Origin of the sequence: Streptomyces sp. NPDC008121 (assembly GCF_042957155.1) — a bacterium.
In the GTDB taxonomy this organism is placed as follows: Bacteria; Actinomycetota; Actinomycetes; order Streptomycetales; family Streptomycetaceae; genus Streptomyces.
In genome coordinates, this window is sequence record NZ_JBIBHT010000009.1 from 257,073 (window position 1) to 283,141 (window position 26,069).

The 26,069-nt window shown below is 74.3% G+C and carries 24 protein-coding genes, 7 tRNA genes and 1 pseudogene; 21 read left to right on the plus strand and 11 right to left on the minus strand.

The annotated features are described in order from the left end of the window. Window positions 1–65 precede the first annotated feature (65 nt). From ACFZBD_RS28570 to ACFZBD_RS28595, 6 genes are all read left to right on the plus strand, one after another. Window positions 66–926 carry a MetQ/NlpA family ABC transporter substrate-binding protein gene (locus ACFZBD_RS28570; protein ID WP_391144936.1) on the plus strand — a complete coding sequence of 287 codons (861 nt, stop codon included), beginning with the start codon at window positions 66–68 and terminating at the stop codon, window positions 924–926. A gap of 165 nt (window positions 927–1,091) precedes the next feature. Further along, complete coding sequence (locus ACFZBD_RS28575) at window positions 1,092–1,727, plus strand: GNAT family N-acetyltransferase (RefSeq protein ID WP_391144937.1); 636 nt, start codon at window positions 1,092–1,094, stop codon at window positions 1,725–1,727. 106 nt (window positions 1,728–1,833) lie between these two features. Next, on the plus strand, window positions 1,834–3,057 hold the full coding sequence (gene cbiE, locus ACFZBD_RS28580) for a precorrin-6y C5,15-methyltransferase (decarboxylating) subunit CbiE (protein ID WP_391144939.1): 1,224 nt from the start codon (window positions 1,834–1,836) through the stop codon (window positions 3,055–3,057). Window positions 3,058–3,360: 303 nt separating this feature from the next. Further along, window positions 3,361–7,074 (plus strand): nicotinate-nucleotide--dimethylbenzimidazole phosphoribosyltransferase, encoded by a 3,714-nt coding sequence (gene cobT / locus ACFZBD_RS28585; protein WP_391144941.1) that lies wholly within the window; start codon window positions 3,361–3,363, stop codon window positions 7,072–7,074. A 196-nt stretch (window positions 7,075–7,270) separates the two neighbouring features. Then, the gene (cobA, locus tag ACFZBD_RS28590) at window positions 7,271–8,503 is read left to right on the plus strand and encodes a uroporphyrinogen-III C-methyltransferase (RefSeq protein ID WP_391144943.1); all 1,233 of its coding nucleotides are present in this window, start codon (window positions 7,271–7,273) and stop codon (window positions 8,501–8,503) included. 100 nt (window positions 8,504–8,603) lie between these two features. Continuing rightward, window positions 8,604–9,422 (plus strand): TrmH family RNA methyltransferase, encoded by an 819-nt coding sequence (locus tag ACFZBD_RS28595; protein ID WP_391144946.1) that lies wholly within the window; start codon window positions 8,604–8,606, stop codon window positions 9,420–9,422. A gap of 51 nt (window positions 9,423–9,473) precedes the next feature. On the opposite strand, the gene ACFZBD_RS28600 is transcribed toward ACFZBD_RS28595, so the two are convergent. Then, on the minus strand, window positions 9,474–10,634 hold the full coding sequence (locus tag ACFZBD_RS28600; protein ID WP_391145347.1) for a protein kinase: 1,161 nt from the start codon (window positions 10,632–10,634) through the stop codon (window positions 9,474–9,476). A 195-nt stretch (window positions 10,635–10,829) separates the two neighbouring features. Between ACFZBD_RS28600 and ACFZBD_RS28605 the strand changes: the two genes are divergently transcribed. From ACFZBD_RS28605 to ACFZBD_RS28620, 4 genes and pseudogenes are all read left to right on the plus strand, one after another. After that, window positions 10,830–11,063, plus strand: a complete 234-nt coding sequence (locus tag ACFZBD_RS28605; protein WP_137990476.1) for a hypothetical protein — start codon at window positions 10,830–10,832, stop codon at window positions 11,061–11,063. A 188-nt stretch (window positions 11,064–11,251) separates the two neighbouring features. After that, window positions 11,252–11,419 carry a hypothetical protein gene (locus ACFZBD_RS28610; RefSeq protein ID WP_391144949.1) on the plus strand — a complete coding sequence of 56 codons (168 nt, stop codon included), beginning with the start codon at window positions 11,252–11,254 and terminating at the stop codon, window positions 11,417–11,419. 289 nt (window positions 11,420–11,708) lie between these two features. Further along, the gene (locus ACFZBD_RS28615; RefSeq protein WP_391144952.1) at window positions 11,709–12,647 is read left to right on the plus strand and encodes a phosphotransferase; all 939 of its coding nucleotides are present in this window, start codon (window positions 11,709–11,711) and stop codon (window positions 12,645–12,647) included. Window positions 12,648–12,688: 41 nt separating this feature from the next. Next, window positions 12,689–12,975: pseudogene (locus tag ACFZBD_RS28620) on the plus strand (zf-TFIIB domain-containing protein). A gap of 60 nt (window positions 12,976–13,035) precedes the next feature. On the opposite strand, the gene ACFZBD_RS28625 reads toward ACFZBD_RS28620, so the two are convergent. The 5 genes from ACFZBD_RS28625 to ACFZBD_RS28645 form a co-directional block, all read right to left on the minus strand. Beyond that, window positions 13,036–13,107 (minus strand) — tRNA-Val (locus tag ACFZBD_RS28625). 41 nt (window positions 13,108–13,148) lie between these two features. Beyond that, window positions 13,149–13,220: transfer RNA gene (locus tag ACFZBD_RS28630), tRNA-Val, on the minus strand. A 35-nt stretch (window positions 13,221–13,255) separates the two neighbouring features. After that, window positions 13,256–13,327, minus strand: a tRNA-Val gene (locus ACFZBD_RS28635). A gap of 1 nt (window position 13,328) precedes the next feature. Then, window positions 13,329–13,402 (minus strand) — tRNA-Cys (locus ACFZBD_RS28640). A 39-nt stretch (window positions 13,403–13,441) separates the two neighbouring features. Continuing rightward, window positions 13,442–13,514: transfer RNA gene (locus ACFZBD_RS28645), tRNA-Gly, on the minus strand. Window positions 13,515–13,758: 244 nt separating this feature from the next. Here ACFZBD_RS28645 and ACFZBD_RS28650 point away from each other — a divergent pair. The 3 genes from ACFZBD_RS28650 to ACFZBD_RS28660 are packed head-to-tail and all read left to right on the plus strand — an operon-like array spanning window position 13,759 to window position 16,534. After that, on the plus strand, window positions 13,759–14,811 hold the full coding sequence (locus tag ACFZBD_RS28650; RefSeq protein WP_391144955.1) for a chorismate-binding protein: 1,053 nt from the start codon (window positions 13,759–13,761) through the stop codon (window positions 14,809–14,811). Beyond that, window positions 14,808–15,638 (plus strand): aminotransferase class IV, encoded by an 831-nt coding sequence (locus ACFZBD_RS28655; protein ID WP_391144958.1) that lies wholly within the window; start codon window positions 14,808–14,810, stop codon window positions 15,636–15,638. Before ACFZBD_RS28650 ends, ACFZBD_RS28655 begins: the two co-directional genes overlap by 4 nt. A 56-nt stretch (window positions 15,639–15,694) precedes the next feature. Next, window positions 15,695–16,534 carry a GNAT family N-acetyltransferase gene (locus ACFZBD_RS28660; protein ID WP_391144961.1) on the plus strand — a complete coding sequence of 280 codons (840 nt, stop codon included), beginning with the start codon at window positions 15,695–15,697 and terminating at the stop codon, window positions 16,532–16,534. Here the strand turns inward: ACFZBD_RS28660 and ACFZBD_RS28665 are convergent. Next, the gene (locus ACFZBD_RS28665) at window positions 16,531–17,052 is read right to left on the minus strand and encodes a DsbA family protein (RefSeq protein WP_391144963.1); all 522 of its coding nucleotides are present in this window, start codon (window positions 17,050–17,052) and stop codon (window positions 16,531–16,533) included. The genes ACFZBD_RS28660 and ACFZBD_RS28665 overlap by 4 nt on opposite strands. A gap of 166 nt (window positions 17,053–17,218) precedes the next feature. Here ACFZBD_RS28665 and ACFZBD_RS28670 point away from each other — a divergent pair, with 166 nt between their 5' ends. Both ACFZBD_RS28670 and ACFZBD_RS28675 read left to right on the plus strand, forming a co-directional pair. Further along, on the plus strand, window positions 17,219–17,647 hold the full coding sequence (locus tag ACFZBD_RS28670; protein ID WP_391144966.1) for a hypothetical protein: 429 nt from the start codon (window positions 17,219–17,221) through the stop codon (window positions 17,645–17,647). A gap of 95 nt (window positions 17,648–17,742) precedes the next feature. Beyond that, window positions 17,743–17,895, plus strand: a complete 153-nt coding sequence (locus tag ACFZBD_RS28675) for a hypothetical protein (RefSeq protein WP_391144969.1) — start codon at window positions 17,743–17,745, stop codon at window positions 17,893–17,895. A gap of 19 nt (window positions 17,896–17,914) precedes the next feature. Here the strand turns inward: ACFZBD_RS28675 and ACFZBD_RS28680 are convergent, their stop codons facing one another. Both ACFZBD_RS28680 and ACFZBD_RS28685 read right to left on the minus strand, forming a co-directional pair. Then, a complete protein-coding gene (locus ACFZBD_RS28680; RefSeq protein ID WP_391144971.1) occupies window positions 17,915–18,472 on the minus strand; it encodes a CGNR zinc finger domain-containing protein in 558 nt (185 codons plus the stop codon). A gap of 344 nt (window positions 18,473–18,816) precedes the next feature. Then, complete coding sequence (locus tag ACFZBD_RS28685; RefSeq protein ID WP_015032345.1) at window positions 18,817–19,230, minus strand: SsgA family sporulation/cell division regulator; 414 nt, start codon at window positions 19,228–19,230, stop codon at window positions 18,817–18,819. A gap of 190 nt (window positions 19,231–19,420) precedes the next feature. Here ACFZBD_RS28685 and ACFZBD_RS28690 point away from each other — a divergent pair, with 190 nt between their 5' ends. Both ACFZBD_RS28690 and ACFZBD_RS28695 read left to right on the plus strand, forming a co-directional pair. After that, window positions 19,421–19,843, plus strand: a complete 423-nt coding sequence (locus ACFZBD_RS28690) for a TIGR02611 family protein (protein WP_391144974.1) — start codon at window positions 19,421–19,423, stop codon at window positions 19,841–19,843. Window positions 19,844–19,898: 55 nt separating this feature from the next. Next, window positions 19,899–19,973, plus strand: a tRNA-Val gene (locus ACFZBD_RS28695). 58 nt (window positions 19,974–20,031) lie between these two features. Here ACFZBD_RS28695 and ACFZBD_RS28700 read toward each other — a convergent pair. After that, complete coding sequence (locus tag ACFZBD_RS28700) at window positions 20,032–22,605, minus strand: SCO7613 C-terminal domain-containing membrane protein (RefSeq protein WP_391144976.1); 2,574 nt, start codon at window positions 22,603–22,605, stop codon at window positions 20,032–20,034. An 83-nt stretch (window positions 22,606–22,688) separates the two neighbouring features. Between ACFZBD_RS28700 and ACFZBD_RS28705 the strand changes: the two genes are divergently transcribed. Together ACFZBD_RS28705 and ACFZBD_RS28710 are read left to right on the plus strand one after the other, a co-directional pair. Beyond that, window positions 22,689–23,135 (plus strand): SRPBCC family protein, encoded by a 447-nt coding sequence (locus ACFZBD_RS28705; protein WP_391144979.1) that lies wholly within the window; start codon window positions 22,689–22,691, stop codon window positions 23,133–23,135. A 39-nt stretch (window positions 23,136–23,174) separates the two neighbouring features. Continuing rightward, window positions 23,175–23,246, plus strand: a tRNA-Val gene (locus tag ACFZBD_RS28710). A gap of 63 nt (window positions 23,247–23,309) precedes the next feature. Here ACFZBD_RS28710 and ACFZBD_RS28715 read toward each other — a convergent pair. Continuing rightward, window positions 23,310–24,035 carry an exonuclease domain-containing protein gene (locus tag ACFZBD_RS28715; RefSeq protein ID WP_391144982.1) on the minus strand — a complete coding sequence of 242 codons (726 nt, stop codon included), beginning with the start codon at window positions 24,033–24,035 and terminating at the stop codon, window positions 23,310–23,312. 120 nt (window positions 24,036–24,155) lie between these two features. Here ACFZBD_RS28715 and ACFZBD_RS28720 point away from each other — a divergent pair, with 120 nt between their 5' ends. Then, entirely contained in the window at window positions 24,156–24,722 is a 567-nt protein-coding gene (locus tag ACFZBD_RS28720; protein WP_391144985.1) for a DUF4365 domain-containing protein, read from the plus strand. After that, on the plus strand, window positions 24,722–25,993 hold the full coding sequence (locus tag ACFZBD_RS28725; RefSeq protein ID WP_391144988.1) for a hypothetical protein: 1,272 nt from the start codon (window positions 24,722–24,724) through the stop codon (window positions 25,991–25,993). The genes ACFZBD_RS28720 and ACFZBD_RS28725 overlap by 1 nt, the downstream gene beginning before the upstream one ends. The last annotated feature ends 76 nt before the right edge of the window (window positions 25,994–26,069 follow it).

The following is a 26,069-nucleotide window of genomic DNA, read 5'->3' on the forward strand; positions in this document are numbered from 1 at the left end:
ACGCGAAGACAAGCCCGGACTTGTTGTCCAGGCGTCCACCGCACCACCTGAAAGAGGCACTCTTCGTGCGTAAGAACATCAAGCTCACCGCCGGCATCGCCGCCACCGCCGCGCTCGCCCTCGGCCTCACCGCCTGCGGCACGGCCTCCGACCCGTCCTCCTCGAAGGACGCGGCCGCCTCCGCCGACAAGCCGCTCGTCGTCGCCGCGTCCCCGACGCCGCACGCCGACATCCTGAACTACGTCAAGGACAACCTCGCCGCGAAGGAGGGCCTGAAGCTGGAGGTGAAGGAGTTCACGGACTACGTCCTGCCGAACACCGCCACCGAGTCCGGCCAGGTCGACGCCAACTTCTTCCAGCACAAGCCGTACCTCGACGACTTCAACCTGAAGAACAAGACCCACATCGTCCCGGTGGTCAACGTCCACCTGGAGCCCCTCGGCCTCTACTCCAAGAAGCTCGGGAGCATCAAGGACATCAAGGCCGGCCAGACCGTCGCCGTCCCCAACGACACCACCAACGGCGGCCGCGCGCTCAAGCTGCTCGCCGACAACGGTCTGATCACCCTGAAGGACGGCGTCGGTTCCAACGCCAAGCTCTCCGACATCACCGACAAGAAGGGCCTGGAGTTCAAGGAGCTGGAGGCCGCCACCGTGCCCCGCGCCCTGAACGACGTGGACGCCGCGGTCGTCAACGGCAACTACGCCATCGAGGCCAAGCTCAACCCGGCCCAGGACTCCCTGGCCCTGGAGAAGGCGGAGGGCAACCCCTACGCCAACTTCCTCGCCGTCAAGGAGGGCAACGAGAAGGACGCCCGCGTCCAGAAGCTCGTCAAGCTCCTCAACTCGCCCGAGGTGAAGAAGTACATCGAGGACACCTACAAGAACGGCGCTGTCGTTCCGGCCTTCGGCGCCGTCGCCAAGTAAGGCCCGTCGTACAGTCCTTGTGACGAAGGCCCCCGCATCCCGTCCGATGCGCGGGGCCTTCGTCGCCCGCCGCGCACTCCGGACCCGCCCATGCGCACGGACGGCTGCATGCTGCATGCTGTGCGTTCACGGTCGATTCGGACGGTCCTCGGCATGGAGCTGCGCATGACTACCACCTTTCCGGACATCTCCATCAGCACGGACCGGTTGGTGCTGCGCGCCCTGGAGGAGGCCGACGCGCCCGCCCTCGCCGAGATGATGAACGACGAACTCGTGGCCGCCTGGACCGCCGTCCCCCAGCCCTTCACCGAAGCGGCCGCGCTCACCTGGATCAACGACGACGCGCCCACCGAACGCGCCGCCGGCCGGGGCATCGACCTCGCCGTCACCGAATTCCTCACCCAGCGCCTGGTCGGGGTCATCCAGCTCACCCACACCGACTGGCGCGTCCGCTCCACCGAACTCTCCTACATCATCGCGCCCTGGGCCCGCGGCGAGGGCTACGCCTCCGAAGCCGCCCTCGCCACCGCCCAATGGCTCTTCGGCGACCAGCGCTTCGAACGCCTGGAACTGCGCACGGCGGCCGACAACACCGCCTCCCAGCAGGTCGCCCAGAAGATCGGCTGCATCAGCGAGGGCGTCCTGCGCGGCGCCTGCATAGCCCGCACCCGCACCGAGGACGGCGGCCTGACCGACCTGCGCACCGACTTCATCGTGTGGGGCCTCCTCCCCGAGGACCTCGAAGGCGTCGCCGACCAGATGGCCGAGGCCGGATACTCCTCGTACGCCGACTGGAGCTGAGCCTCCGGCGGGGCGGGTACGCTCGACACCCCCCTGGAGGCCCCCGGCCACCCTCGGCCGCGCCACCTCCGCCGACCGCACGACCCACCTGAGGAGAGAGACGACGATGGCCGACCGGGTCACGGTGATCGGCTGGGACGGCTCGCCCCTCACCGCAGGCGCCCGGTCCGCGCTCTCGGCCGCCACCCTCGTGGCCGGCGCGGCCCACCACCTCGCCCTGCCCGAGGTCCCGCCCCGCGCCGAACGCATCCGCCTCGGCAGCGTCGACCTCGCCGCCCGCCGCATCGCCGGCCACCGCGGCAGCGCCGTCGTCCTCGCCGACGGCGACCCCGGATTCTTCGGCGTCGTCCGCACCCTGCGCGCCCCCGAACACGGCCTGGAGGTCGAGGTCGTCCCGGCGGTCTCCTCCGTCGCCGCCGCCTTCGCCCGGGCCGGCATGCCCTGGGACGACGCCCGGGTCGTCGTCGCCCACCAGCGCACCCTCCGCCGCGCGGTCAACGTCTGCCGCGCCCACCCCAAGGTCGCCGTCCTCACCTCGCCCGGCGCCGGACCCGCCGAACTCGCCCTCCTCCTCGACGGCGTCCACCGCACCTTCGTCATCTGCGAGGAGCTCGGCACCGACCGGGAACAGGTCACCGTCCTCACCTCCGACAAGGCCGCCGACCACGCCTGGCGCGATCCCAACGTCGTCATCGTCATCGGCGGCGCCTCCCCCGCCCAGGGCGGCGGCTGGCTCATGGGCCACGAGACCCCCGCCGTACGGGGCTGGGCCCTGCCCCCCGAGGAGTACGGCACCGAGCCCGGCCGGGCGCACGACTCCGGCGACGGCCGGACCCCCACCCTGCGCGCCGCCCAGCTCGCCCGCCTCGGCCCCCGGGTCGGCGATCTCGTCTGGGACATCGGCTGCGGCGGCGGCGCCTTCTCCGTCGAGGCCGCCCGCTTCGGCGCCGCCGTGATCGCCGTCGACTCCGATCCGGCCGCCTGCGCCCGCGCGGACGCCGCCGCCCGGCGCTCCGGCGTCCAACTGCACGTCGTCGCGGGCCGCGCCCCGCACGTCCTGGAACGACTCCCCGAACCCGATGTCGTACGGATCGGCGGAGGCGGCGCCCCGGTCGTCACCGCCTGCACCGACCGCAGGCCCGAGCGGATCGTCACCCACGCCTCCACCCGCGACGAGGCCGAGGCCCTCGGAGCGGCCCTCGCCGACGGCGGCTACGCCGTCGAGTGCGCCCTGCTCCAGAGCGTCGGCCTGGACCCCGGCGACTGGACCGAACGCGAGCGCTCGGTCGTCTTCCTGCTCTCCGGCCGCAGGATCGATCGCGCCCCGTGATCGATCGCCCCCGCAGGGCCAGGTAGGCTGGCCGATCGTTGTACCGCCCCGGGACGTTCGGCGCTTTGTTCGCCCATGTCCGGCAGCAGTGGCCGCTCGCGCCGCTCACGTGGGAGGGAGCAACCGGGGGACGCGCGACGTGGCGCAGTCCACAGCGCACCGTGGCGGATCTGCCTGCCACGACGGCCGAAGGCCGCGACAATGCTTGGGTGTCCGCGCGTCATTCGTGCCGCGCGACGCGCACGCTCGTTGTTGTCGACGGGCGACGGTTGAAGGAGCACAAGCGATGGGCGAGGGGTACGCATGACGGACACCGGCCAGATCCCGGGCGAGGGGCTGCCGGAGAACGCAGGCATGGTCGAGCAGCCGGGCATCCCCGCCCCGGGCGCGTACACCTTCCTGGACCCCTCCGAGAGCGCAGCCGAAGAAGACGACCTCCTGCTGATGCCCGGCGCCCAGGGCGCCTGGAGCGAGCACCAGCCGGGCGCCGTACCGGCGCCGCCCGTCGCCGTGCCTCCGTCGGCCGCCCCGGCGCAGGTCCCCGGGCAGCCGCCGATGGTCGACCCGCTCACCGACCCGCTGGCCGGGCCGCTCGCGGACGCCCTCGCCGCCCAGGCGCCGTTGGGCCCGTCCCCGGCCGCCCACCAGCCCGAGCAGGCCCCCCACGCCACCCCGGCGCACGGGGTCCCGGCCGACGCGTCGGCCGGGCACCACCCCCAGCCGGGCGTCCCGACGCCCGCGCACGGCTTCCCCGCCGCGGACGGTCACGCGACCGGCGGACAAGGCGCCCCGTTCACCGGCCAGAGCCCGGCGACCCCCGCGCACGGCGTGACGGTCTCCGCCGAAGGGTTCGGGACCCCGGCCCACGGCGTGCCGGTCGCACCGCAGGAGCAGCCCGCCGCCCCCGGGCCCGCCTACGAGACCGCCACCCCGCACGGCTACGAACCCGGGATCCTGGACACCGGCGCCCACGAGGCCGCCGGCCGCGACTCCGGCTCCGTCGACCTCGGCGGCGTCCGCATGCCGCCCCACGCGGCGACCACCCCGCCGCCCGCGCGCCGCCCCCTGCACATGGGCCCGCCGGTGCCGGACAACACCGGGGGAGTCGTCCGCTCGCTCGCCGACCGCGGCCCCGCCGGCGCGCCGGCCCCCGCCCCGGCTCCCGAGCCCGCCCCGGCCGTGGTCGGCGCCACGGCGCCCGGCCCGATGCCCGCCCTGGCGGACGGCCCTCCGACGAGCGGCCTCGAATACCTCGACATCCCCCAGGACGCGCAGGAGAGCCCGGCGCCGCGGACCGGCCCCCAGCTCGGCGACGTCCCGCCGCAGGGCGCCGAGCCGTGGGACCCGCAGCCGCCGCGGTCCGTCGCGCCGCAGGACCCCGCCGCCCCCGCAGAAACGGTCGGCCAGTTCGTCCAGGTCGAGGGCACCGTCCCGACCGCCCCCCACCTCGCGCCGGCCCCGGTGGCCGAGGCCGCGCCCGAGGCCGCCGAGGCTCCCGACGTCCCGGAGACACCCGAGGCGTCCGCCGTGCCCGAGGTCCCCGAGACGGTCGAGGAGTCCGCCGCCGCCCGGGCCGCGGAGGAGCCGGTCACCGAGGCCGTGGAGCCGGTGGAGCCCGTGGAGACCGCCCCGGTCGTGGAGCCCGCCGCCGAGAACCCGGTGGACGAGGCCCCGGTGGAGGAGACTCCGGCGACTGTCCCGGCCCCGCGCGACGGCAGCGACCCCGCCGCCGTACCCGTACCCCCGGTCGAACCGGAGCCGGTCGCCGAGGCGCAGCCGGAAGCCGCCCCCGAGCCCGTCGCGGAGGTCGCGCCCGAGCCTGAGGCCGCCCCTCAGCCGGAGCCCCAGCCCCTCGCGGAGGCCGAGCCCGCGCCCGCGGCGGAGCCGATGCCGGAGCCCGTCGTCGCGCAGAGCGCCCCGGAGGTGCCCGAGCCGGCCCCCGCGCAGAACGAGCCCGAGTCCGAGACGCAGCCGGAGGCCGAGGCACCGGCCGCCGCCGCCCCCGAGCCCCAGCCGGAGCCCGCGGCCGAGCCGCTCGCCGAGACCGTGGCCGAGGCACCGTCCGCCCCCGAGGCGGAGACCGAGCCGCACACCGCGCCCGCCCCCGAGGCGGAGCCCGCGCCCGAGCCCGAGGCGCACGCCGAGCCGGACGCGGAGGCCGCGCCCGCGCCGGCGACCGAGCCCGAAGCCGAAGCCGAAATCGAACCCGGCCCCGAGGCACACACCGACCCGGCGACCGAACCCGAAGCCGAGCCCCGTGACATGAACGCCCCCGTCTCCGCCGGCCCCGCCGCGCCCGGCTACGACGACGCCGAGCGGGAGGCCGTGCTGCGCGTGATGCGCGAGCGCCGCGACATCCGCAACGGCTTCCGTTCCGACCCGATCCCGCACGAGGTGCTGCTGCGCGTCCTGGAGGCCGCCCACACGGCCCCCAGCGTCGGCCACTCCCAGCCCTGGGACTTCGTCGTCATCCGCTCCGCCGAGACCCGCCGGAGCATGCACGAACTGGCCCAGCGCCAGCGTGAGGCGTACGCCCAGTCGCTGCCGAAGGCCCGCGCGAAGCAGTTCAAGGAACTGAAGATCGAGGCCATCCTCGACACCCCGGTCAACATCGTCGTCACCGCCGACCCCACCCGGGGCGGCCGCCACACCCTCGGCCGCTACACCCAGCCGCAGATGGCGCCGTACTCCTCGGCCCTCGCCGTCGAGAACCTCTGGCTCGCCGCCCGCGCCGAGGGCCTCGGCGTCGGCTGGGTCAGCTTCTTCGACGAGCGCGAGATGGTCCGGGCCCTCGGCCTGCCCGAGCACCTCGAAGTCGTCGCCTACCTCTGCGTGGGGTACGTCGACGAGTTCCCCGAGGAGCCCGAGCTGATGCAGGCGGGCTGGTCCAAGCGCCGCCCGCTCTCCTGGGTCGTCCACGAGGAGACGTACGGCCGCCGCGCCCTGCCCGGCGAGGAGCCGCACGACCTGCTCAAGGAGACCGTCTCCTCCATCCGCCCGCTGGACGCGAAGGCGCTCGGCGAGGCCTGGGAGCGGCAGAAGCGGATGACCAAGCCGGCCGGCGCCCTCGGGATGCTGGAGATCATCTCCGCGCAGCTCTCCGGCCTGTCCCGGATGTGCCCGCCGCCGATCCCGGAACCCGCCGCCGTCGCGATCTTCGCCGGCGACCACGGGGTCCACGCCCAGGGCGTCACCGCCTGGCCCCAGGAGGTGACCGGCCAGATGGTCGCGAACTTCCTCGGCGGCGGCGCGGTCTGCAACGCCTTCGCCAACCAGGTCGGTGCCGAGGTCTGCGTCATCGACGTCGGCGTCGCCTCCGAACTCCCGGCCACGCCCGGGCTGCTGCCCCGCAAGGTCCGCCCCGGCACGGGCGACTTCACCACCGGTCTGGCGATGTCGCGGGAGGAGGTGCTCGCCGCGATCGAGGTGGGCATCGAGACCGCCCGGGACCTGGTCGCGGCCGGCAACAAGGCGCTGCTGACCGGTGAGATGGGGATCGCGAACACGACGGCGTCGGCGGCGCTGATCTCCGTGTACACCGGCGTCGACCCGGTCGAGGTCACCGGCCGCGGCACCGGCATCAACGACGAGATGCACGCGCGGAAGGTGGACGTGGTCCGCCGCGCCCTCGATCTCCACCAGCCGGACCCGGCGGACCCGATCGGCGTCCTGTCGGCGCTCGGCGGCCTGGAGCACGCGGCCCTGGTCGGCCTGATCCTCGGTGCCGCCTCGCTGCGTACGCCGGTCATCCTGGACGGAGTCTCGACCGGCGCGGCCGCGCTGGTCGCCCGGGCGATCGCGCCCGAGTCGCTGGCGGCCTGCATCGCCGGCCACCGCAGCGCCGAGCCCGGCCATGTCGCGGCCCTCAACAAGCTGGGCCTGCGCCCCCTGGTCGACCTCGACCTCCGCCTCGGCGAGGGCACGGGCGCCCTCCTGGCCCTCCCCGTCGTCCAGAGCGCCGCGCGCGCGATGCACGAGGTCGCCACCTTCGACTCGGCGGGCGTGACGGAGAAGTAGACCGGCAGCGCGCGCGGGCCCGCGTTCCTCCCAGTGGGGAGCGCGGGCCCGCCACCGTGAGAGGGACATGGGTCACAGGCCGCGCATCCGCAGTGACCGATATCGTGGGCCCAGGTCGAACACCCCGCTCCACCAGCCGCTTCACCGCCGCAGCGGCCTCGCATACGCCCCGCCCCTCCCGAGGAGCCGCACGCCCATGGCCGAGCACGCCGAGCACCCCGCCTACCCCGTTGGACTGCGCCTCTCCGGCCGCCGCGTCGTCGTCTTCGGCGGCGGCCAGGTCGCCCAGCGCAGGCTCCCCGCCCTGATCGCGGCCGGCGCGGACGTCACCCTCGTCTCCCCGTCCGCGACCCCGTCCGTCGAGGCCATGGCCGAGGCCGGCGAGATCACCTGGATACGGCGCCGGTACGAGGACGGGGACATCGCCGACGCCTGGTACGCGCTCGTCGCCACCAGCGACCCGGTCGCCAACGCCGCCGCGTCCGCCGAGGCCGAGCGGACCAAGACCTGGTGCGTGCGCTCCGACGACGCCGAGGCCGCCACCGCCTGGACCCCGGCCACCGGCCGCAGCGAGGGCGTGACCGTCGCCGTCCTCACCGGCCACGACCCCCGCCGCTCCGCCGCCGTACGCGACGCGATCGTCGAAGGCCTGCGGGACGGCTCCCTCGCGGCCCCGCAGCACCGCTCCCGTACCCCCTTCGTCGCCCTCGTCGGCGGCGGCCCCGGCGATCCGGACCTGATCACCGTCCGCGGCCGCCGGCTGCTCGCCGAGGCCGACGTGGTGATCGCCGACCGCCTCGGCCCCCGCGACCTGCTCGACGAACTGCCCCCGCACGTCGAGGTCATCGACGCGGCCAAGATCCCCTACGGCCGGTTCATGGCCCAGGAGGCCATCAACAACGCGCTCATCGAGCACGCCAAGGCCGGCAAGTCGGTCGTCCGCCTCAAGGGCGGCGACCCGTTCGTCTTCGGCCGCGGCATGGAGGAGGCCCAGGCGCTCGCCGTCGAGGGCATCGCCTGCACCGTCGTCCCCGGCATCTCCAGCTCGATCTCCGTCCCCGGCGCGGCCGGCATCCCGGTCACCCACCGCGGGGTCGCGCACGAGTTCACCGTCGTCAGCGGCCACGTCGCCCCCGACGACCCGCGCTCCCTGGTCGACTGGGCCTCGCTCGCCAAGCTCACCGGCACGCTGGTGATCCTCATGGGCGTGGACAAGATCGGCAGGATCGCCGAAGCGCTCGTCGCCCACGGCAAGGACCCCGCGACGCCCCTCGCCCTGGTCCAGGAGGGCACGACGGCCGCCCAGCGCCGGGTCGACGCGACGCTCGCCACCGTCGCGGAGACGGTCAAGGCGCGGGAGGTCCGGCCGCCCGCGGTCATCGTCATCGGCGAGGTCGTCGGCGAGGGCCCGGACAAGCTCGTCCCGTGACCTCCGGGGGCGCCGGGCCCGGCCCGCGCCCCCGCCGCACCCCCCGTACACCCTCGCCCCGCACATTGGCACCGCACCCCGGACAAGGCAGTATCACCTCGTGGCCGAACTCATCACCATCGACGATCCCGACGACCCGCGCCTGCGCGACTACACCGGCCTGACCGACGTCGAACTGCGACGCAGACGCGAGCCGGCCGAGGGTCTGTTCATCGCCGAGGGCGAGAAGGTCATCCGCCGGGCGAGGCAGGCCGGTTACGAGATGCGGTCGATGCTGCTCTCGGCCAAGTGGGTCGACGTCATGCGCGATGTCATCGACGAGGTCCCCGCGCCCGTGTACGCCGTCCAGCCGGACCTCGCCGAGCGGGTCACGGGCTACCACGTGCACCGCGGCGCCCTCGCCTCCATGCAGCGCAAACCGCTGCCGACGGCCGAGGAACTCCTGCGCCCGGCCCGCCGGGTCGCCGTCATGGAGTCGGTCAACGACCACACCAACATCGGCGCCATCTTCCGCAGCGCCGCCGCGCTCGGCATGGACGCGGTGCTGCTCTCCCCGGACTGCGCCGACCCCCTCTACCGCCGGTCCGTGAAGGTCTCCATGGGCGCGGTCTTCTCCGTCCCGTACGCCCGGCTGGAGACCTGGCCCCGCGGACTGGAGGCCGTCCGGGAGGCGGGCTTCAAGCTGCTCGCGCTCACCCCCGACGAGAAGGCCACGCCGATCGACGCGGCTGCCCCGCACAGGCTGGAGCGGGCGGCGCTGATGCTCGGTGCCGAGGGCGATGGCCTGTCCACCCAAGCGCTGCGCGCCGCCGACGAGTGGGTCCGCATCCCGATGGCCCTCGGGGTCGACTCGCTCAACGTGGGCGCCGCCGCCGCGGTCGCCTTCTACGCCGTGGCGAGCGGCCGCCCCCAGGACTGACCCGGGCGGGCAGCCCTGGGGCGCGCCCCAGGCCGTGTCCGGAGAGTCCCCCTAGCCCTGCAGGGCCTGCGCGGCGGCGATGCCCAGGGCCACCACCAGCGTCACCACCACGAAGACGAAGAGCCGCTGCCGCAGCAGCCGGGGGTTGGCGGGCCTGCGGCCCGTGGACGTGGTGCGGGCACCGGGCCGCGACGGCGTCGGGCGGCTGTTCGGCCTCGACTGCGGCGCCTGCCTGCCGCCCGTGCGGGGACCGGACGGACGCGACGCCGGCCCCTGCGCCCGGCCGCCCTGCGTACCGCCCTCGATGTACCGCTCCGTGGGCCGGCTGCCGGTGCCGGTGGACTGCTCCGTGCGCTCCCGCTGCACCGGCGGGCGGGACGCCGGCAGCCCCTGGGCCTCGCGGGCGGCGATCTCCTTGAGCCGCATGGACAGCTGGAGCGTGCTCGGACGCTCCTCCGGGTCCTTCGCCAGACACGCCCGTACGAGCGGGGCGAGGGCGTCCGGTACGCCGTTCAGCTGCGGCTCCTCGTGCACCACGCGGTAGAGCATGACCTCCGAACTGCCATGCCCGAAGGGGGAGTCCGCCATCGCCGCGTACGCGAGGGTGGCGCCGAGCGAGAACACGTCCGTGGCCGGGGTGACGGCCGCGCCCCGTACCTGCTCGGGCGCGAGGAAGCCGGGGGAACCGACGGCCGTGCCCACATGGGTGAGGGTGCTGGCGCCGGTGGCCCAGGCGATGCCGAAGTCGATGATCCGGGGGCCCTTGGGCGACAGGAGGATGTTCGACGGCTTGAGGTCCCGGTGGACGACCCCGGCCTCGTGGACGGCGACCAGGCCCTCGGAGAGGGCGGCGCCGATCGCGGCCACGTCGGCGGCCCGCAGCGGGCCCTCCTCGGCGACGCGGTCGTGCAGGGAGGGTCCCGGGACGTACTGGGTGGCGAACCAGGGGCGGTCGGCCTCCAGGTCGGCGGCGACGAGCCGGGCCGTGCAGCCGCCGCGGATCCGCCGGGCGGCGGACACCTCGCGCGCGAAGCGCGAGCGGAACTCCTGGTCCTCGGCGAGGTCCGGCCGGATCACCTTGAGCGCGACCCGCTGCCCCCGCCGGTCGGAGCCGAGATACACGACCCCCATCCCGCCGGCCCCCAGCCTGCGGTGGAGCCGGAACGACCCGACGATCCGCGGATCCTCGCGCCGGAGCCGCATCATCGCCATGTCCGTCCCCTCGTCCGTTCGACGAGGCACAGCTTACGTATCCACGCCCCGGTGTGCTCATAGGCCGCGCCCTCCCGCACGGATCGATTGTCAGTGCTGAGGGGGACACTTGAGGGGTGGTCAGGACGCGGCCTCCGGCCGCGGACGAAGCCGTGGGATTTCCCAATGTCCGGTCGCAGAAGGGGGATTGGATCGATGAAGGGTGATCGCGTGGAGATAGTCGTGGATGCGGGGGACACGACGCGGACGTATGAAGTGGTGGCAAGCCGGGCGGGCCGGAGGGTGGAGACGGCGGTCCGTCGCGGGGTGGTGGAAGTGAGCGAAGTCACCCGCACCGGGGTGGTCGTCCGGACGGCCCGTTTCATGGCCAGCCGGGTCCTCGCCCTGGTCGAACAGCCGGTGCCCCTCAGGGAAGACCCTCAGTCCTGAGGAGCCGTCTCCACCCAGGGGAGTACACCGCGAGGTGGGCCGTCATCCTCCGGGAGGCCCGGAAGTCGGTACGCGGGCATGACGTCCCGGCGGCCGCCGGAACCTAGTGTTGAGGTCAAGCGGCGGGTGCAGCACTCGTCCCCCGAGGTCAGACACCCGCCGCTGTCAGACACGACAGGAGAGGACCCATGGCGTACACGGCACCGCGGATGAACACCCGCCCTTCGGGCCGACGTCACCCCCTGGTGGCGACCGCCATGGTCCTCCCTCTCGCGACCCTGCTCGTGGTCGCCTTCGGCGGCTGGGACGCGGTGGTCACTCATGCGTCGTCCGTGGGCGTGATGCTGGGGCGCTGAGCGGCGCCCCGGACCCGGGTGAGCGGCCCGGGTCGGGGACATCCGGCCAACAACCCCGTGGGGACGGGGGTGCGGCGGACGGCAGCGTGTGGCCGGTCAGCTGGGGAGCTGACCGGCCCTCGCGCTTTCCGGAAGCCGGGCCGACCCCCGTGCCCGCGAGGGCGGTAGCTCCCGGCCCCGGATGAACGCCCGCGTGAGGCGAGGCTCCCTCCCCGGTCCCGACGGGCGTACGCGGGGGAGTGAGGGCCCTTCCCGGCGCCGAGACGCGGCCCCGGCGTACGCTCCCCGGGTGCACGCCCATGACCTCGCCCTCCTCCGCACCCACGCCCGCACGGCCGCCCACCCCGCCGCGGCGGGGCCGGACGGCTGCGGCTGCGCCGAGGCCGTTCTCGCCGACCGGGAGGACGGCACCGTCGTCCGGCACGGGCCCGTCGTCGTGAAGGCGCACGCGCCCGGGACTGGAGGCCCCGCGCACCGGGCACGGGTCGCCGTCGCCGCGGACCGGCGGCTTCGCGAGGTCCTCCTGCCGCCCCTCCCGTCCGCGCACGGCACCGCCGTCGACGGCCGCCCCGTCACCGCCTGGCCCTACGGCGCCCCGGTCGACCCGGGCGACCCCGACGCGGCGCCCTGGGAGGAGGCGGCCCGGCTCCTCGCCCTGCTGCACCGGACGCCCGCCCCCGCCGGGCTTCCGCCGATGCGCGCCCGCGTCAAGGTCGCCCTGGCCGTCGAGCGGATGCGGGCCGCGGGACCGCACCCGGCGGCCGGGGCGGTGCTGCGCGCCCGGGAGACCCTGCCCGCGCCGCCCGCCGCCGAGGCCGGGTTCCTCTGCCACGGCGACTTCCACCTCGGCCAGCTCGTCCGCGCCCCGGGCAGCCCCGGGGACGGCTCCTGGCGCCTGATCGATGTCGACGATCTCGGTACGGGCGACCCCGCCTGGGACCTGGCGCGCCCCGCGGCCTGGTTCGCGGCCGGGCTCCTCCCCCCGGACGTCTGGTCCCGGTTCCTCGGCGCGTACCTCGCGGCGGGCGGCCCGGCCGTCGCTCCGGACGATCCGTGGGCCCAACTGGACGTCCCGGCGCGGGCCCTGACCGTGCAGACCGCCGCTCTCGCCATCGCCAAGTCCACCGCACAGGAGCGCTCCCTCGACGAGGTCGAGAGCGTGATGATCGACACCTGTGTCCGAATCGGCGCACTCCGAACCGAGTTGGCCCCGCCTGCGTCCCCCTAGAGTGAAGGCACCATTTCGAACGGCAGGGAGTTGAGCCGAGCATGCAGTGTCCCAAGTGCCATGCAGCGATGCACACGTACAACCGCAATGGCGTCCAGATCGAGCAGTGCAGCGGCTGCCGCGGGATATTCCTCGACTATGGCGAGCTGGAGTCCCTGACCCGCCTGGAGTCGCAGTGGGTCCAGCAGGCGCCGCCCGCCCCGCCCCGCCGGCGTACCCGGCGCAGCCCGCCCCCGCCGCGCCCGCCTGGGGCGCCCCGCACCACGGCGGCCACCACGGCGGGCACCACCGCCAGCGCGGTTTCGGCCGCATGCTCTTCTCCTCCTGACAAGGGGAGCGGGCACGAAGAAGCCCCCGGCCGCTCAGGCGGCCGGGGGCTTCTTTACCGTGCGCGATACTGGGATTGAACCAGTGACCTCTTCCGTGTCAGGGAAGCGCTCTCCCGCTGAGCTAATCGCGCGGGACGGTCCCGAACTATACAGGACCAGGGGGTGTGCTGCGTGCGCGATACTGGGATTGAACCAGTGACCTCTTCCGTGTCAGGGAAGCGCTCTCCCGCTGAGCTAATCGCGCGGGGATCCTTGCGGACCGTGATCCTTGCGGATCCGTGGACGATACTGGGATTGAACCAGTGACCTCTTCCGTGTCAGGGAAGCGCTCTCCCGCTGAGCTAATCGTCCTTGGAGGTGGAGACGGGATTTGAACCCGTGTAGACGGCTTTGCAGGCCGTTGCCTCGCCTCTCGGCCACTCCACCAGGAGTGAATACGGGGAGTCGGGAAGATCCCCCACATCGAGCGGACGACGAGATTCGAACTCGCGACCCTCACCTTGGCAAGGTGATGCTCTACCAACTGAGCCACGTCCGCTTGTCGGTTCCGGTCCGCTTGCGCGTCCCGGCGACGTGTTGAACTCTAGCGGATTCCCGGGCCAGCACAAAAACGCGTTTCCGCAGCGTGCTGAGCTGCCCGCTTGTCCGAGGCCCCGGCCGGGCGCCCGCGAGCGTTCGCCAGGCGTTCACTCCCCGTGTTCCCCGGGTGGCTCGCAGCCCCCGGCGTACCGCCCCTCCGGCCGGCCCCGGTCCTCGCGCCGTGACCGGCCTAGACTCGCACCGTGCACGACCTTGCTCCTCTGGCCCGCTTCGGCGGCCTCGTCGCGACCGACCTGCGGGATGTCACCAGTGACCCCGAGGCCCTGGACTCCGCCGGCTTCTGGGCCGTCTCGGCGGACTTCGAGGGCCGCCTGACCTGCGCCCGCTTCGGTGACGTACGGACCGAGCCCGTCCCCCGGCCGGTCCCGGGCGCCTGGCGCGGCCCCGCCGCGGGTGACTGGACGTCCTCGCTCGACCGCTCGGCGTACACCGCGGGCGTACGCCGGATCCGGGAGCACATCGCGCGCGGCGAGGTCTACCAGGCCAATCTCTGCCGGGTGCTGTCCGCGCCGCTGCCCGAGCCGGAGGGCGCCGACGTCGACGCGCTCACCGCACTGCTCGCGCGCGGCAACCCCGCGCCGTACGCCGGAACGATTCGGCTGCCCGCCCACGGTGTCGAGATCGCCACCGCCTCCCCGGAGCTGTATCTGCGCCGCGACGGCGGAACCGTCGAGTCCGGCCCGATCAAGGGCACCGGGCGGACCGCCGAGGACCTCCTGGAGAAGGACCACGCCGAGAACGTGATGATCGTGGACCTGGTACGGAACGACCTCGGCCGCGTCTGCGCCACCGGATCCGTCACCGTCCCCGACCTCTGCGTCGTCGAGCCCCACCCCGGCCTGGTCCACCTCGTCTCCACGGTCCGCGGCGAGCTGGACGTGAAGGCCGGCTGGCGCGAGCTGCTGGACGCCACCTTCCCGCCCGGGTCCGTCACGGGCGCGCCCAAGTCCAGCGCCCTGCGGATCATCGAGGCCCTGGAGACCTCGCCCCGGGGCCCGTACTGCGGCGGCATCGGCTGGGTCGACGCCGACCGGCGCACCGCCGAGCTCGCCGTCGGGATAAGGACCTTCTGGATCGACCGCGCCGAGGGCCTGCTGCGCTTCGGCACCGGGGCGGGGATCACCTGGGGCTCCGACCCCGAGCGCGAGTGGGCGGAGACCGAATTGAAGGCGTCCCGCCTGCTGGCGGTAGCGTCGGGTACGTACGAGGCGAGCGGAAAGGCCATCTCTCGATGAAACTCTGGGTCAACGGCGGGCTGTACGACGCCGAGGAAGCCCGGGTGTCCGTCCTGGACCACGGACTGACCGTCGGCGACGGCGTCTTCGAAACGGTCAAGGCCGAGCGGGGCGGGACCTTCGCCCTCACCGCGCACCTCGAACGCCTCACCCGCTCCGCACGCGGCCTCGGCCTGCCCGACCCCGACCTCGACGAGGTCCGCCGCGCCTGCGCCGCCGTCCTGGAGGCCAACCCGGTGGAGCTCGGCCGGCTCCGCATCACCTACACCGGCGGGGTCTCCCCGCTGGGCTCCGAGCGGGGCGACGCCGGCGCCGGGCTCGTGGTCGCGGTCGGCGAGACGAAGCGCCGCGCCGACTCCACCGCCGTCGTCACGGTCCCCTGGACGCGCAACGAGCGCGGTGCGCTCACCGGCCTGAAGACCACCTCGTACGCCGAGAACGTCGTCGCCCTCGCCAGGGCGCGCGAACAGGGCGCCTCCGAGGCGCTGTTCGCCAACACCGTGGGGCAGCTCTGCGAGGGCACCGGCTCCAACGTGTTCGTGGTGCTCGACGGCCGCATCCACACCCCGCCCGTCTCCTCCGGCTGCCTGGCCGGCATCACCCGCGCCCTCGCGGTGGAGTGGACCGGCGCCCGGGAGACGGACCTGCCGTTCGACGTTCTGGACCGCGCCGAGGAGATCTTCCTGACGTCGACCCTGCGCGACATCCAGGCGGTCCACCGGGTCGACGGGCGCGACCTGGCCGGGGCGCCCGGGCCGGTGACCGCGAAGGCGATGCGGATCTTCGACGAGCGGGCGGCGGCGGACCGCGATCCCCGCCTCGGCTGACGCCCGCCGGGCAAATCCGGATGACGGCGGCCCGGCGGGTGGGTAGAACACCTCTGATGACCACCACCCTGCGGCCGGCCGGGCCGCTTCAGCAGACCAGCGACGGCGGGCGCTCGCGCCCCTTCGACGTATGCGTGAACAGCCGTCGTGTCGGCTCGCTCCACCTCTCCACCGCCCCCGGCTTCGGCTCCGGGTCCGGAGTGATCGAGGACCTGCGGATCGACGAGCGGGACCGCCGACGGGGCCGGGGCACGGTCGCCGCGCTCGCCGCCGAGGAGGTGCTGCGCGGCTGGGGCTGCCGCGAGGTCCAGATCTCCGTCCCCTCCGCCGCCGAGGCGGCGCTGCGGATGGCCACCGCCCTCGGTTACGTCGAGCGCAGCCGGAACATGGAGAAGGACCTGCCCCGGGAGCCGCCCGCCCTGCCCGAAGGCATCGAGGTCCGCCCCATGACGGAGGCGGAGTACGTCTCCTGGTCGGTGAAGGCCAAGGAGGAGTTCGCGCGCAGCTGGATGGACCGGGGCGTTCCGGCGGACCAGGCGCGCGCCAAGGCGGAGGCCAGCCACCGCGAGAACCTGCCGCGGGGCCTGGCCAGTCCCGGCACCGCCCTTCACCTGGCGGTGCGCGAGGGACAGGTCGTCGGACAGCTCTGGACCGGCCGCCGCGAGCTGAGCTCCGGGCGGACGGGCGCCTACGTCTACGACATCGAGGTGGCCGAGGGCCGGCGCGGCCACGGCTACGGCCGCGCGCTGATGCTCCTCGCCGAACGGGTCGCGCTCGAGGCGGGCCAGAGCCTGCTCGGTCTGCACGTCTTCTCCGGCAACACCCCGGCGATCCGCCTCTACACCTCCCTCGGCTACCGGACCACGCACGTCAACAGCTACAAGGCCGTGCTCTAGAGGGCAGTCCGCAGGCCGTCGATGATCTCCTCGATGCGGTCGCGCAGGCCGTCCTGGCTCTTGCCCCCGTCGAGGCGCTTCCCGTCGACGACGTAGGTGGGGGTGCCGGTGACCTTGATGGCCTTGCCCTCCGCCTCGTCGGCGTCGACCGCGAGCAGATGCCGGCCGTCGATCAGGGCGGTGTCGAACTCCTCCGCGTCCAGGCCGAGTTCCCGGGCCACCTCGATCAGCAGGGGCTCGCCCTGCCGGCCGAGGTCCGCGGTCCTGGCGAGCAGCGCCTCCACGTACGGCCAGCCCTGGCCCTGCTCGGCGGCCTCCTCGGCGGCCTGGGCGGCGGCGTAGGCGAACTTGTTCTTCTCCAGCGGGAAGTGCCGCAGCCGTACGTCGACCCCCTCGCCGTACTTCTCGCGCAGCGCGCGCAGGTCGTCGAGGGCCTGGAAGCAGTCGGGGCACTGGAGGTCGAACCAGGCCTCCAGGACGACGGGGGAGGGGGCCGCGGGCGTGGTGGAGTCGCTCATGGGAGCAGTCTTCCAGCCCCCGGCGGCGTCGCCCAACCGGGACCTGGGGAGGAGATCGTCGGGGTCCGACCCGGAGATCTCCCTGAGGTCGGGCCCGGAACGTGGCCGAGACCGGCCCCGGCGGTGCAGGATGGAAGGGACGTATCGCCCGGCTCCTGGAGGACCGATGCTTGCCGAGACCATCTGTTCCGCGGTGTCCGCGGCGGGCCTGGGCATCGCCGCGATCACGGCGTACCGCAAGCGGTTCCTCACCGCGACCAGAATCGCGGCTTATGCCCTGGTTCCGGTGGGCCTGGTGATGACGGGAGTCGTGGAGTGGCTCGCCGCGACTGCCTTCAGTCCCTGGGCCTGGGCCGGTTTCGGTGTGCTCGGTGTGGCCTGGGTGCTCTTCATGACCACGCGCGCCGTCGAGCGGCGCAGGGGCGCGAAGCGCGGGGAGACCACCGGCGGCAAGCGGAGCGAGACCGTCGCGCCCGCCGCGTCGGCGCCCTCGCTCGGCGGCGGGCAGCGCGGCAAGACGCCCGAGCCGCGGACGACCGGGAGCGGGGACGACTTCAGCGACATCGAGGCGATCCTGAAGAAGCACGGGATCTGACGGCCGGACCCGTCCACGGGATGGGATGAACTGCCGCCTGACCGAAGCGTGTTGCGGGCGGTCCCGACGGGTGTCTGCGCCATGATCGCCCCGACATGTCGGACACCTCGCGGGATCACGCCCCCGCCGCCACCGAAGAGCCGCGCGGATGCCTGTTCGCGCTCTCCCAGCCGCCGCTCATGATCTTCCTCGCGGTGATCGGCTGCCTGTTCCTGCTGGCCGCCGTGGACGACCTCTTCCTGCTGTGAGGGACCCGGTTCCGGCGGCTCAGCCCGCGGCTTCCTTGCGGCGCGCCCGGTACGCCGCCACGTGAAGACGGTTGCCGCAGGTGCGGCTGTCGCAGTAGCGGCGCGAGCGGTTGCGGGAGAGGTCGACGAAGGCCCGGCCGCAGTCCGGCGCCTCGCAGCGCCGCAGCCGCTCCTGCTCCCCGGCGACGACGATGAACGCCAGCGCCATGCCGCAGTCGGCGCCCAGGTGGTCGGCGACCGAGGCGCCCGGCGCGAAGTAGTGGACGTGCCAGTCGTAGCCGTCGTGGTCGGTGAGCTGGGGCGTGGTGCCCGCGGCCGCGACGAGCTGGTTGATGAGCGTGGCGGCGATCCGGGCCTCCGGCGCGGCGAAGACGGCCGCGAACCGGCCGCGCAGCTCACGGACCGCCTTGAGGTCGTGCTCGTCCAGCTCCCCCACACCGCTGATGTCGTGGTTCCGCACGAAGGCGCGCAGCGCCGGAAGGTCCTCCAGCTCGTCGACGCGGTCGCCCTGCGGAGCGGTGTTCATCAGTCCGACGACGGCGTCGAGGGCAATCCGGGTGTCGTGGGGGATCAGCACGATTCGCTCCCTGGCCTGCTGCGGGCGGGCGCCCGCGGAATTGCGCTGACTCTAGCGGCTCGGGCGCGGGGAGCCGGGGTTGGTCCGTCGCCGGTCCGAAAGCGGGCAGGAACGGGTCCGAAACCAAGCGCCGCCCGGCCCGTCGGCCCCGGAGGCGGCCCTGCCGGCCGGGCGGGCCGAGCGGGGGGACTGCCGGGGGCGACGGAGAGGGGCGGCGCCGGGAAACGGACATCGGCGCCCTCGGCCGCGCCGGCTGCGCGGTGAGGACGCCGATGCTCGTATGGGATTTTCCGCGCGGCGCCGTCTCCCCGAGTCGGACGGCGCCGTGCGGCTCTCGGCCTGGCTCAGCTGTCGGCCAGGATGTGGGAGAGCTCGGTGTCGAGGTCGAAGTGACGGTGCTCGGTGCCCGGGGGCACGGCGGCGTCGGTCCTCTTCAGGAACGACTCCAAGGCCCTCGCCGGGGCCTCGAGCAGGGCTTCGCCCTCTGGGGAACTCAGTGCGATGCAGACGACGCCTTGACCGTGACTGCGGGACGGCCAGACTCTGACGTCGCCGGTGCCGGTGGGCCGGTGCAGCCCCTCGGCGAGAAGGTCGCGGGCGAAGACCCACTCGACCGTCTCCTCGGCTCCGGTGTGGAAGGTGGCGTGCACGGCATACGGATCGGCCGTGTCATACCGCAGGCCCGCGGGTACAGGCAGTGAGGACTCGCTCGACACAACGAGGCGCAGGTGCAGCTCGCAGCTGACCGTGGTGTTCATAAGCGCCAGGGCCTTTCGCTCAGTGTGCGCTCGGGGATTCGCACGTCGGCGAAATCGACATGCCACCTACGGTGCCGTTGTAAACCCCTCTGTCTGTTTTGTGATCGTTCAGGTAGCTCGTATGGGGGAGTGTAACTTGGGGTAATACGGCCAAACCGGTGATGGCGACAAATCCGGTAGGTTGGGACCCATGAATGCGGAGAGTGACGAGCGGACCGGGCAGTCCGCGGCGGACGGCGAGTCCGAGCTGGGATCCCGGGCCCCCGAGTTCATCAAGGCCCGTCGGACCCTGCATCTGAGCTGGCAGGTCGGCGTCTTCATCGTGGGTCTCGCCGTGGTCGGCGCCGGCATCGTGATGCTGCCGCTGCCGGGCCCCGGCTGGCTGGTCATCTTCGGCGGCATGGCGATCTGGGCGACCGAGTTCGTCTGGGCCCAGCTGGTGCTCCGCTGGACCAAGCGCAAGGTGACCGAGGCCGCCCAGCGGGCCCTCGACCCCAAGGTCCGCCGACGCAACATCATCCTCACCACCATCGGCCTGGTGATCGTCGCCGTCCTCCTCGGGATCTACCTCTGGAAGTTCGGCTTCGTGATGCCCTGGAAGATCGACCAGTGAGCCGTCGGGCGGTCGAGGGGACCCGCTGACATGCGGTAATGTGTGCGGTGCGCCCGGGCGATTAGCTCAGTGGGAGAGCGCTTCGTTCACACCGAAGAGGTCACTGGTTCGAACCCAGTATCGCCCACCACCCGGACCGAAGGCCCGGAGACCTGATCGGTCTCCGGGCCTTCGGCGTTCCCCGGCCGCTACCGCATCCGCCCCAGCCGCTCACGCAGCCGCCGGGCGTCCCGCAGCCGCTGCTCGTACGTCGCGCCCACCGCCAGGAGCAGCAGGCCGGCCAGGGCCGGCGGCAGCCAGCGGGGCAGCGCCCCCACGGCCTGCACCACGTACGGCGCCAGCTCGTGCAGTCCGTCGAGGGCCAGCACCGCGCCGCCGAGCACCAGCAGCGCCTGGAGCCGGAACCGGGCCCCCAGGAGCGTCACCACCAGCGCGGCCGCCCCGAGCGCCAGCGGCCGCACCCAGTGGGGATCCGTCCAGGCCACGAAGAGGCTCGGCACCAGCGTCGCCGCGAGGCCGGGGCCGTACGCCGTCCAGGACGACGCCTCGGGGTCGCGGCGACGGCGCAGCACGCCCACCACCAGCGCGGGCACGGTGACCGGCAGCGTGTACGCCTCCGGCGTCACCACGTCCGAGACGGCGAGCCGCACCCACGTCGCGAGCAGGAACAGCCCGGCCGCCGCCCACCCGGCGAAGCGGCGCCGCTCCGGGCGCACCGCCGTCGCCGCCGCGATCACCCCGCCCAGCGCCAGGACGAGCGCCAGGACCGCCGGCCGGGAAGCGGCCATGCCGAGCGCGAGCAGCCCCGCCACCGCGCCCGTGATCTCCACCGGCACCGCGACCGGCAGCCGCCCGAGCCGCGCGCCGACGGCCGCGGTCGCCGCCGGGACGAGCAGCAGGAACAGCGCCGCGTGGTGAGCGGGGAGCCCCGCGGCCGCCGCCGCGGCCAGGACGAGCCCGGTCCCCGAGGCCACGGCGGCACAGGCGCCCACGGCCTGCCGTGCCCCCGCGCCGAGGAACGCCACCGCGGTGAAGAGGGCGAGGAGCGCGCCCAGCACCCCGAACGTCGCGCCGCGGGTGTCCAGACCGGCCGCGAGTGCGCCGGCCGCCGAGGCGAGACCGCAGGCGAGCCCGCTCCAGCCGAGCACCTCACCCGGCGGCAGCGGGGCGCGGACCGCCGCGACGGCGGCCCCGGAGCCCCACGAGCCCCACGGCCCCCACGCCGGTGCCGGCCCGAATCCGCCGGCTGCCTGACCGGGCCCGCCCGCACCCGTACCGGCAGCCGGCACGCCCGTACCGGCACCCGCACCGCCCTCGCCGGCAGCGCTCGCCGCCGTCCCCGTCGGCGGAAGCGGTGCGGAAGCCCCGGCCGGCCGCGTGGCCGTGGGGGCCCGCAGCCCGCGGGTCGCCGGACCCGGCCGGACCGCCAGGAGCAGGGCCGCCGCCGTGGTCACGACCTGGAGCGTCAGGCCCGCCCCGTACGGCAGACCGAACGACAGCGGCAGGACCGTCAGGACCGCCCAGGCCAGGAACACGGCGCCACAGCGCGCCCACAGCAGCGGTACGGCCGCCAGGGCCGCCGCCGCGACCGACAGCACCAGCGGTGCCGTCGACGGGTACGAGGCGAGCGCCGGCTCCGCGTGCCCGCCCGACCAGACCGCGGTCGTCCGCGCCGCCGGGGACAGAAGCGCCGCCGCCACCGGAGGCAGCGCCCACACCACCCCCAGCGCCAGGACGCCGCCCCCGGCGCCCGCCAGGCCGAGCCGCACCGCACGCGGCGCCGCCGACCGCAGCACCGTCGCGAGCGCCACGGCGCACACCACGTACCCCGGCACCTCCCAGTCGCCGGGCAGCACCCCGCGCAGCACACCGCCGGCCGCCGCGATCACCGCGAGACCCGCCACCACCGAGGCGCCCGTCGCCGACCGGGCCTCCCGCCACGCCAGGCCCAGCGCGAGCGCCGCACCGCCCAGCAGCAGCGCGGCCGCCGGAACCGCGGACGTGAGCGACAGCCAGCCGCCCGACAGCAGCGCCCAGCCCCCGAGCACGCCGCCGCCGACGCCCGCCGTGACCCGTACCGCCGCCGGCTTCGCCCACAGCACCAGCGCCACGTCCGCCGCCGCCGTCACGAGCGCCGCCCACGCCGTCGCGAGCAGCCCCCCGCCCAACGCCGGCACGCCGAGGATCAGCGGGAGCTGACCGGCCACCACCGCCACCGGCAGCGGGATCCGCAGCCGCCCCAGCGCCGAGCCGTACACCGTCCACGCGCCCGCGAGCACCGCCGACGCCACCGCCGTGTACCCCAGGCCGTCCGCGTCCGGCAACGCCACCCGGTGCAGCGCGTACGCGTCGAGCACCATCAGCGCCAGCGCGAGCGCCGCCACCGACTCCGCCGTGGAGGCCAGCCCGCGGCGCAGCAGCGCCACCGGCGCGCCCAGCGCGGCGGAGGTCACCACGAACAGCACCGCCGCGCGCCCGCCGATCCCCATCGAGCCCCAGCTCACCAGGGTGAAGGCGACCGCGGCGATCGTCAGCAGGGCCCCGCCGAGGGTCAGCAGCACGTTCTGCGCGCTGCGCGGCGTGGAGTCCTGACGCGGGGGAGCGGGGCGGCCGGCGGTCGCCGCCGCCCGTGCCACGGGCGGGTGCAGGATCTGCAGCAGCCAGGCCCGGCGGGCCAGCAACACGGCCCTACGGGAGTCGAGTTCGGCCAGCTCGCGGTCGACGAGCCGCAGTTCGTCCGCGGGCGGCAGGGGAGTGTTCATATCGGGAGTGTGGCGCGGGGCACATGCCGCGGCCATGCGCGCGGGTACTCAGATCCGGGCCTGAGTACGTCCACACTGGGGGCATGGACCGGTATCACTATCGCTTCCGCAGCGTCTGGCGCCTGGCGGCCCCGCCCGACGCGGTCCACGGCGTCCTCGAACGCGCCGAGGACTACCCCCAGTGGTGGCCGCAGGTCCGTGAGGTCGTCCCCCACGACGACACCACCGGCACCGCCCGCTTCCGCTCCGTCCTGCCGTACGACCTCGTCGTCACCGTCCGCGCCCGGCGCAACGACCCGGTCGCGCACGTCCTGGAGGCCGGACTCGGCGGCGATCTGGAGGGCTGGTTCCGCTGGACCCTGACCGCGGAACCGGCCGGAACCCACGCGCTCTACGAGCAGGAGGTCGAGGTCCGCAATCCCCTGATGCGCCGCTTCGCGCTCCCCGCCCGGCCCCTCTTCCGCGCCAACCACGCCCTGATGATGCGCGGCGGCCGGCGCGGTCTTGCCGCCCGGCTGCGGCGGGTTTGAAGGAAACCCGCCGGGACCTGTATGGTTCAACCCGTTCCCGGGCGATTAGCTCAGCGGGAGAGCACTTCGTTCACACCGAAGGGGTCACTGGTTCGATCCCAGTATCGCCCACCGGGAGAGGCCGGTCCGTCACCACGACGGACCGGCCTTCCGCATTCCAGGGACCGCCCGGCCTCACGCCGCCGTCCGCAGCTCCGGACGCAGCGGCCACGTCGGATCCACCACCTCCGGCGTCCCGTTGCGCGCGAACCAGGCCTGCAGCCCCCGCGCCTGCGCCGCGTGCCACACCGCCTGCAGGGTGTGCAGCTCCGCCGGCGACAGCCGTTCGAGCCGGGACGCGAAACGCCGCGCCACCGCCCGTACGACATCCATCGCCGCCGTCGCGTCGGCGGCCGCGTCGTGCGCGCCCTCCAGCTCCACGCCGTACAGCTCGCAGAGGTCCGTCAGCGTGCGGCGGCCCTTGCGGTAGCGGTCCAGATGCCGGTCGAGGACCCGCGGATCGAGCACGCACAGCGGCGTGTTCTGCAGATAGCGGCCCAGCGAGGAGGCGCGGTGGCGGCGCAGCTCGCGGTCCAGGATCGTCAGGTCGAAGGGAGCGTTCATCACCACCAGTGGGCGGCCCGCCGCGCACTGCTCGGCGAGTGCCCGCCCCAGCTCCTCCATCACCGGCGCGGGCCAGCGTCCGTTCCGCTGGAGGTGAATGTCCGTCAGTCCATGGACCCCGGTGGCCGCTTCGGGCACCGGAACCCCGGGATTGACCAGCCAGCGGGTGACCCTGGGGCGCCCGCCCGCCATGTCCTGGACGACGAGGGCGGCCGAGACGATCCGGTCCTCCTCGACGTCGACTCCCGTGGTTTCCGTGTCGAACGCGGCCAGGGGCCCCTCATACCAGTGCGTCATCCCCGAACTCCTCGCACGTGTGCGGCAGATGGCGATCGCCCTGCCCGAATCGGTGATACCCGGGCTGTTTGCGCCGTACGCGGGCCGGTGACAACACAGATGACGGGGAAGGGAATTGACATGGCGCTCGCCCAGCCCGAATCGGGAGGGCTGCCGCCCCAACGGGCAGCACCGCTGCGCGGCTCACTCGCCACCACCGCCTGCATGGAGACCCTGCAGGTGGGCTATCTCCACGCGGTCGCGGCGGCGGCGGGCTGTTCGCTGTCGCAGCCGTTTCCGGACAACGGCATCGACTGGCACGTGAGCCACGGCTCTCCCGGCCACACGGTCGACGACGAAGTGACCATCAAGGTGCAGCTCAAATGCACCTATCAGACAGCGCCACGGCCGCCCGGGGCCACGTTCTCGTTCACCCTCGACAACGGCCACCTGGCGAAGCTCGCCCGGACGCCCGTGTCGGTGCACAAGATCCTGGTCGTGATGCTCGTCCCGCGATCCCAGGAGGACTGGCTGCGGGCCGGGCACGACGGGCTCGACCTGCGGCACTGCTGTTACTGGATCAACCTGGCCGGACACCCGGTCACGGGACGGCACCGCACCACCGTGCGCATACCGACGGCGCGGATCTTCGACGACCGGGCCCTGTGCGAGATCATGGCCCGCGTCGGCGTGGGAGGGAGACCTTGATGCACCGGCCGATCGACGAACCGGAGGGCGGGGCCGGCCACGGGCCCGTCCCCCCGCCCTTCCGCCCCCACCCCACCCCCGGCGAACTGCCCGGCGCCCCCTGGGGGGACACGGAGGGTCCGCCGGATCCCGGGCAGGTGGACCCGCGGGTCCTCGGCGCGCTCCTCGCCCGCCACGGCTGGCGCCGGCGCGGCGGTGCCACCGGCCGCTACAGCCGCTGGACCCCGCCGGCGAGCGGCACGGGCCCCGCCTCGACGAGCCTCCTGGTGCCGGAGAGCCGCGCCTTCCCGGACTGCGAGGACCTCCTGGAGGACGCCCTCACCGCCCTCTCCCGGAGCGCCGCGCCCTCCGCCCGGGAGGTCCTGGTCGGCCTGAGCGTGCCCAGCGACGAGATCCGCTGGTGGCGGGACGTGCCCCCGGGGCCCGCCGGCACCGTGCCGTGGAGCGTCCAGGAGCAGCTCGGCTCCGCCGCCCGCCAGCTCCTGCTGGCCGGAGCCCTCGCCGTCCGGGCGCGGGCCGGGTACTACGGCGCCCGCCACCGCCGCCAGGCCCAGGCCTCGCTGGAAGCGGTGGTCGTCGGCGCCGCGCAGGGCGGCCGGGGCCTGACCGCCTTCGTTCCCGTCGACCCGGGCCGGGCCGTCGCCGTACGCCTCTACCACGCGCTCTACGCCGCCCGGGAGGCCGTCGACTACCAGCGGGCCACCGGCGGCATGGAGGCCTTCGACACCGCCGTGGAGGCGGGCGTCAGCCGCGAGCTGACCGAGGCCCTGGTCACCCTGGTCCGGGGCTCCGAAGGGGCCCGGATCGCCCTGGAGTGGGCCCCGGCCGCCGGGACCCCGGCCGGCTGCGCCGCCCGCCCCGAGCCGGTCGAGTTCTCCCCGGGCGATCTGCCGGCGCTGCGCGAGGCCGGTGTCCGCTACCTCACCGACGAGCCGTCCGTACCGGTGCGGATCACCGGCGCCGTCGTCCGCATGCGCCGCTCCGGCCCCCGCGGCGAGGGGACCGTACGCCTGCGCGTCCTGGCGGGCGCGGAGGTGCCGCACGTGCGGGTCACGCTGGACGAGGAGGCGTACCGGACGGCCGGCCACGCCCACCTGGTGGGGCTGCCGATCCGGGTCGTGGGGCGCCTGGAGCGCCGGGGCGGCTTCCGCCGGCTGACCGACGCCACCGGGGTCGTGCCGGTGCAGGTGGACGAGTCGGAGCGGGACCGGCTGATGAAGTCGCTGCACGAGAACCTCGACTTCTTCGAGGAGGCCTGCGGCGGGGAGTGACCGGGGGAGCGGGCCGCCGGCGCCGGCGGGGAACTGTTTCGCGGACAGGCCCCCCGGCTCGGTACGATCCCTCACG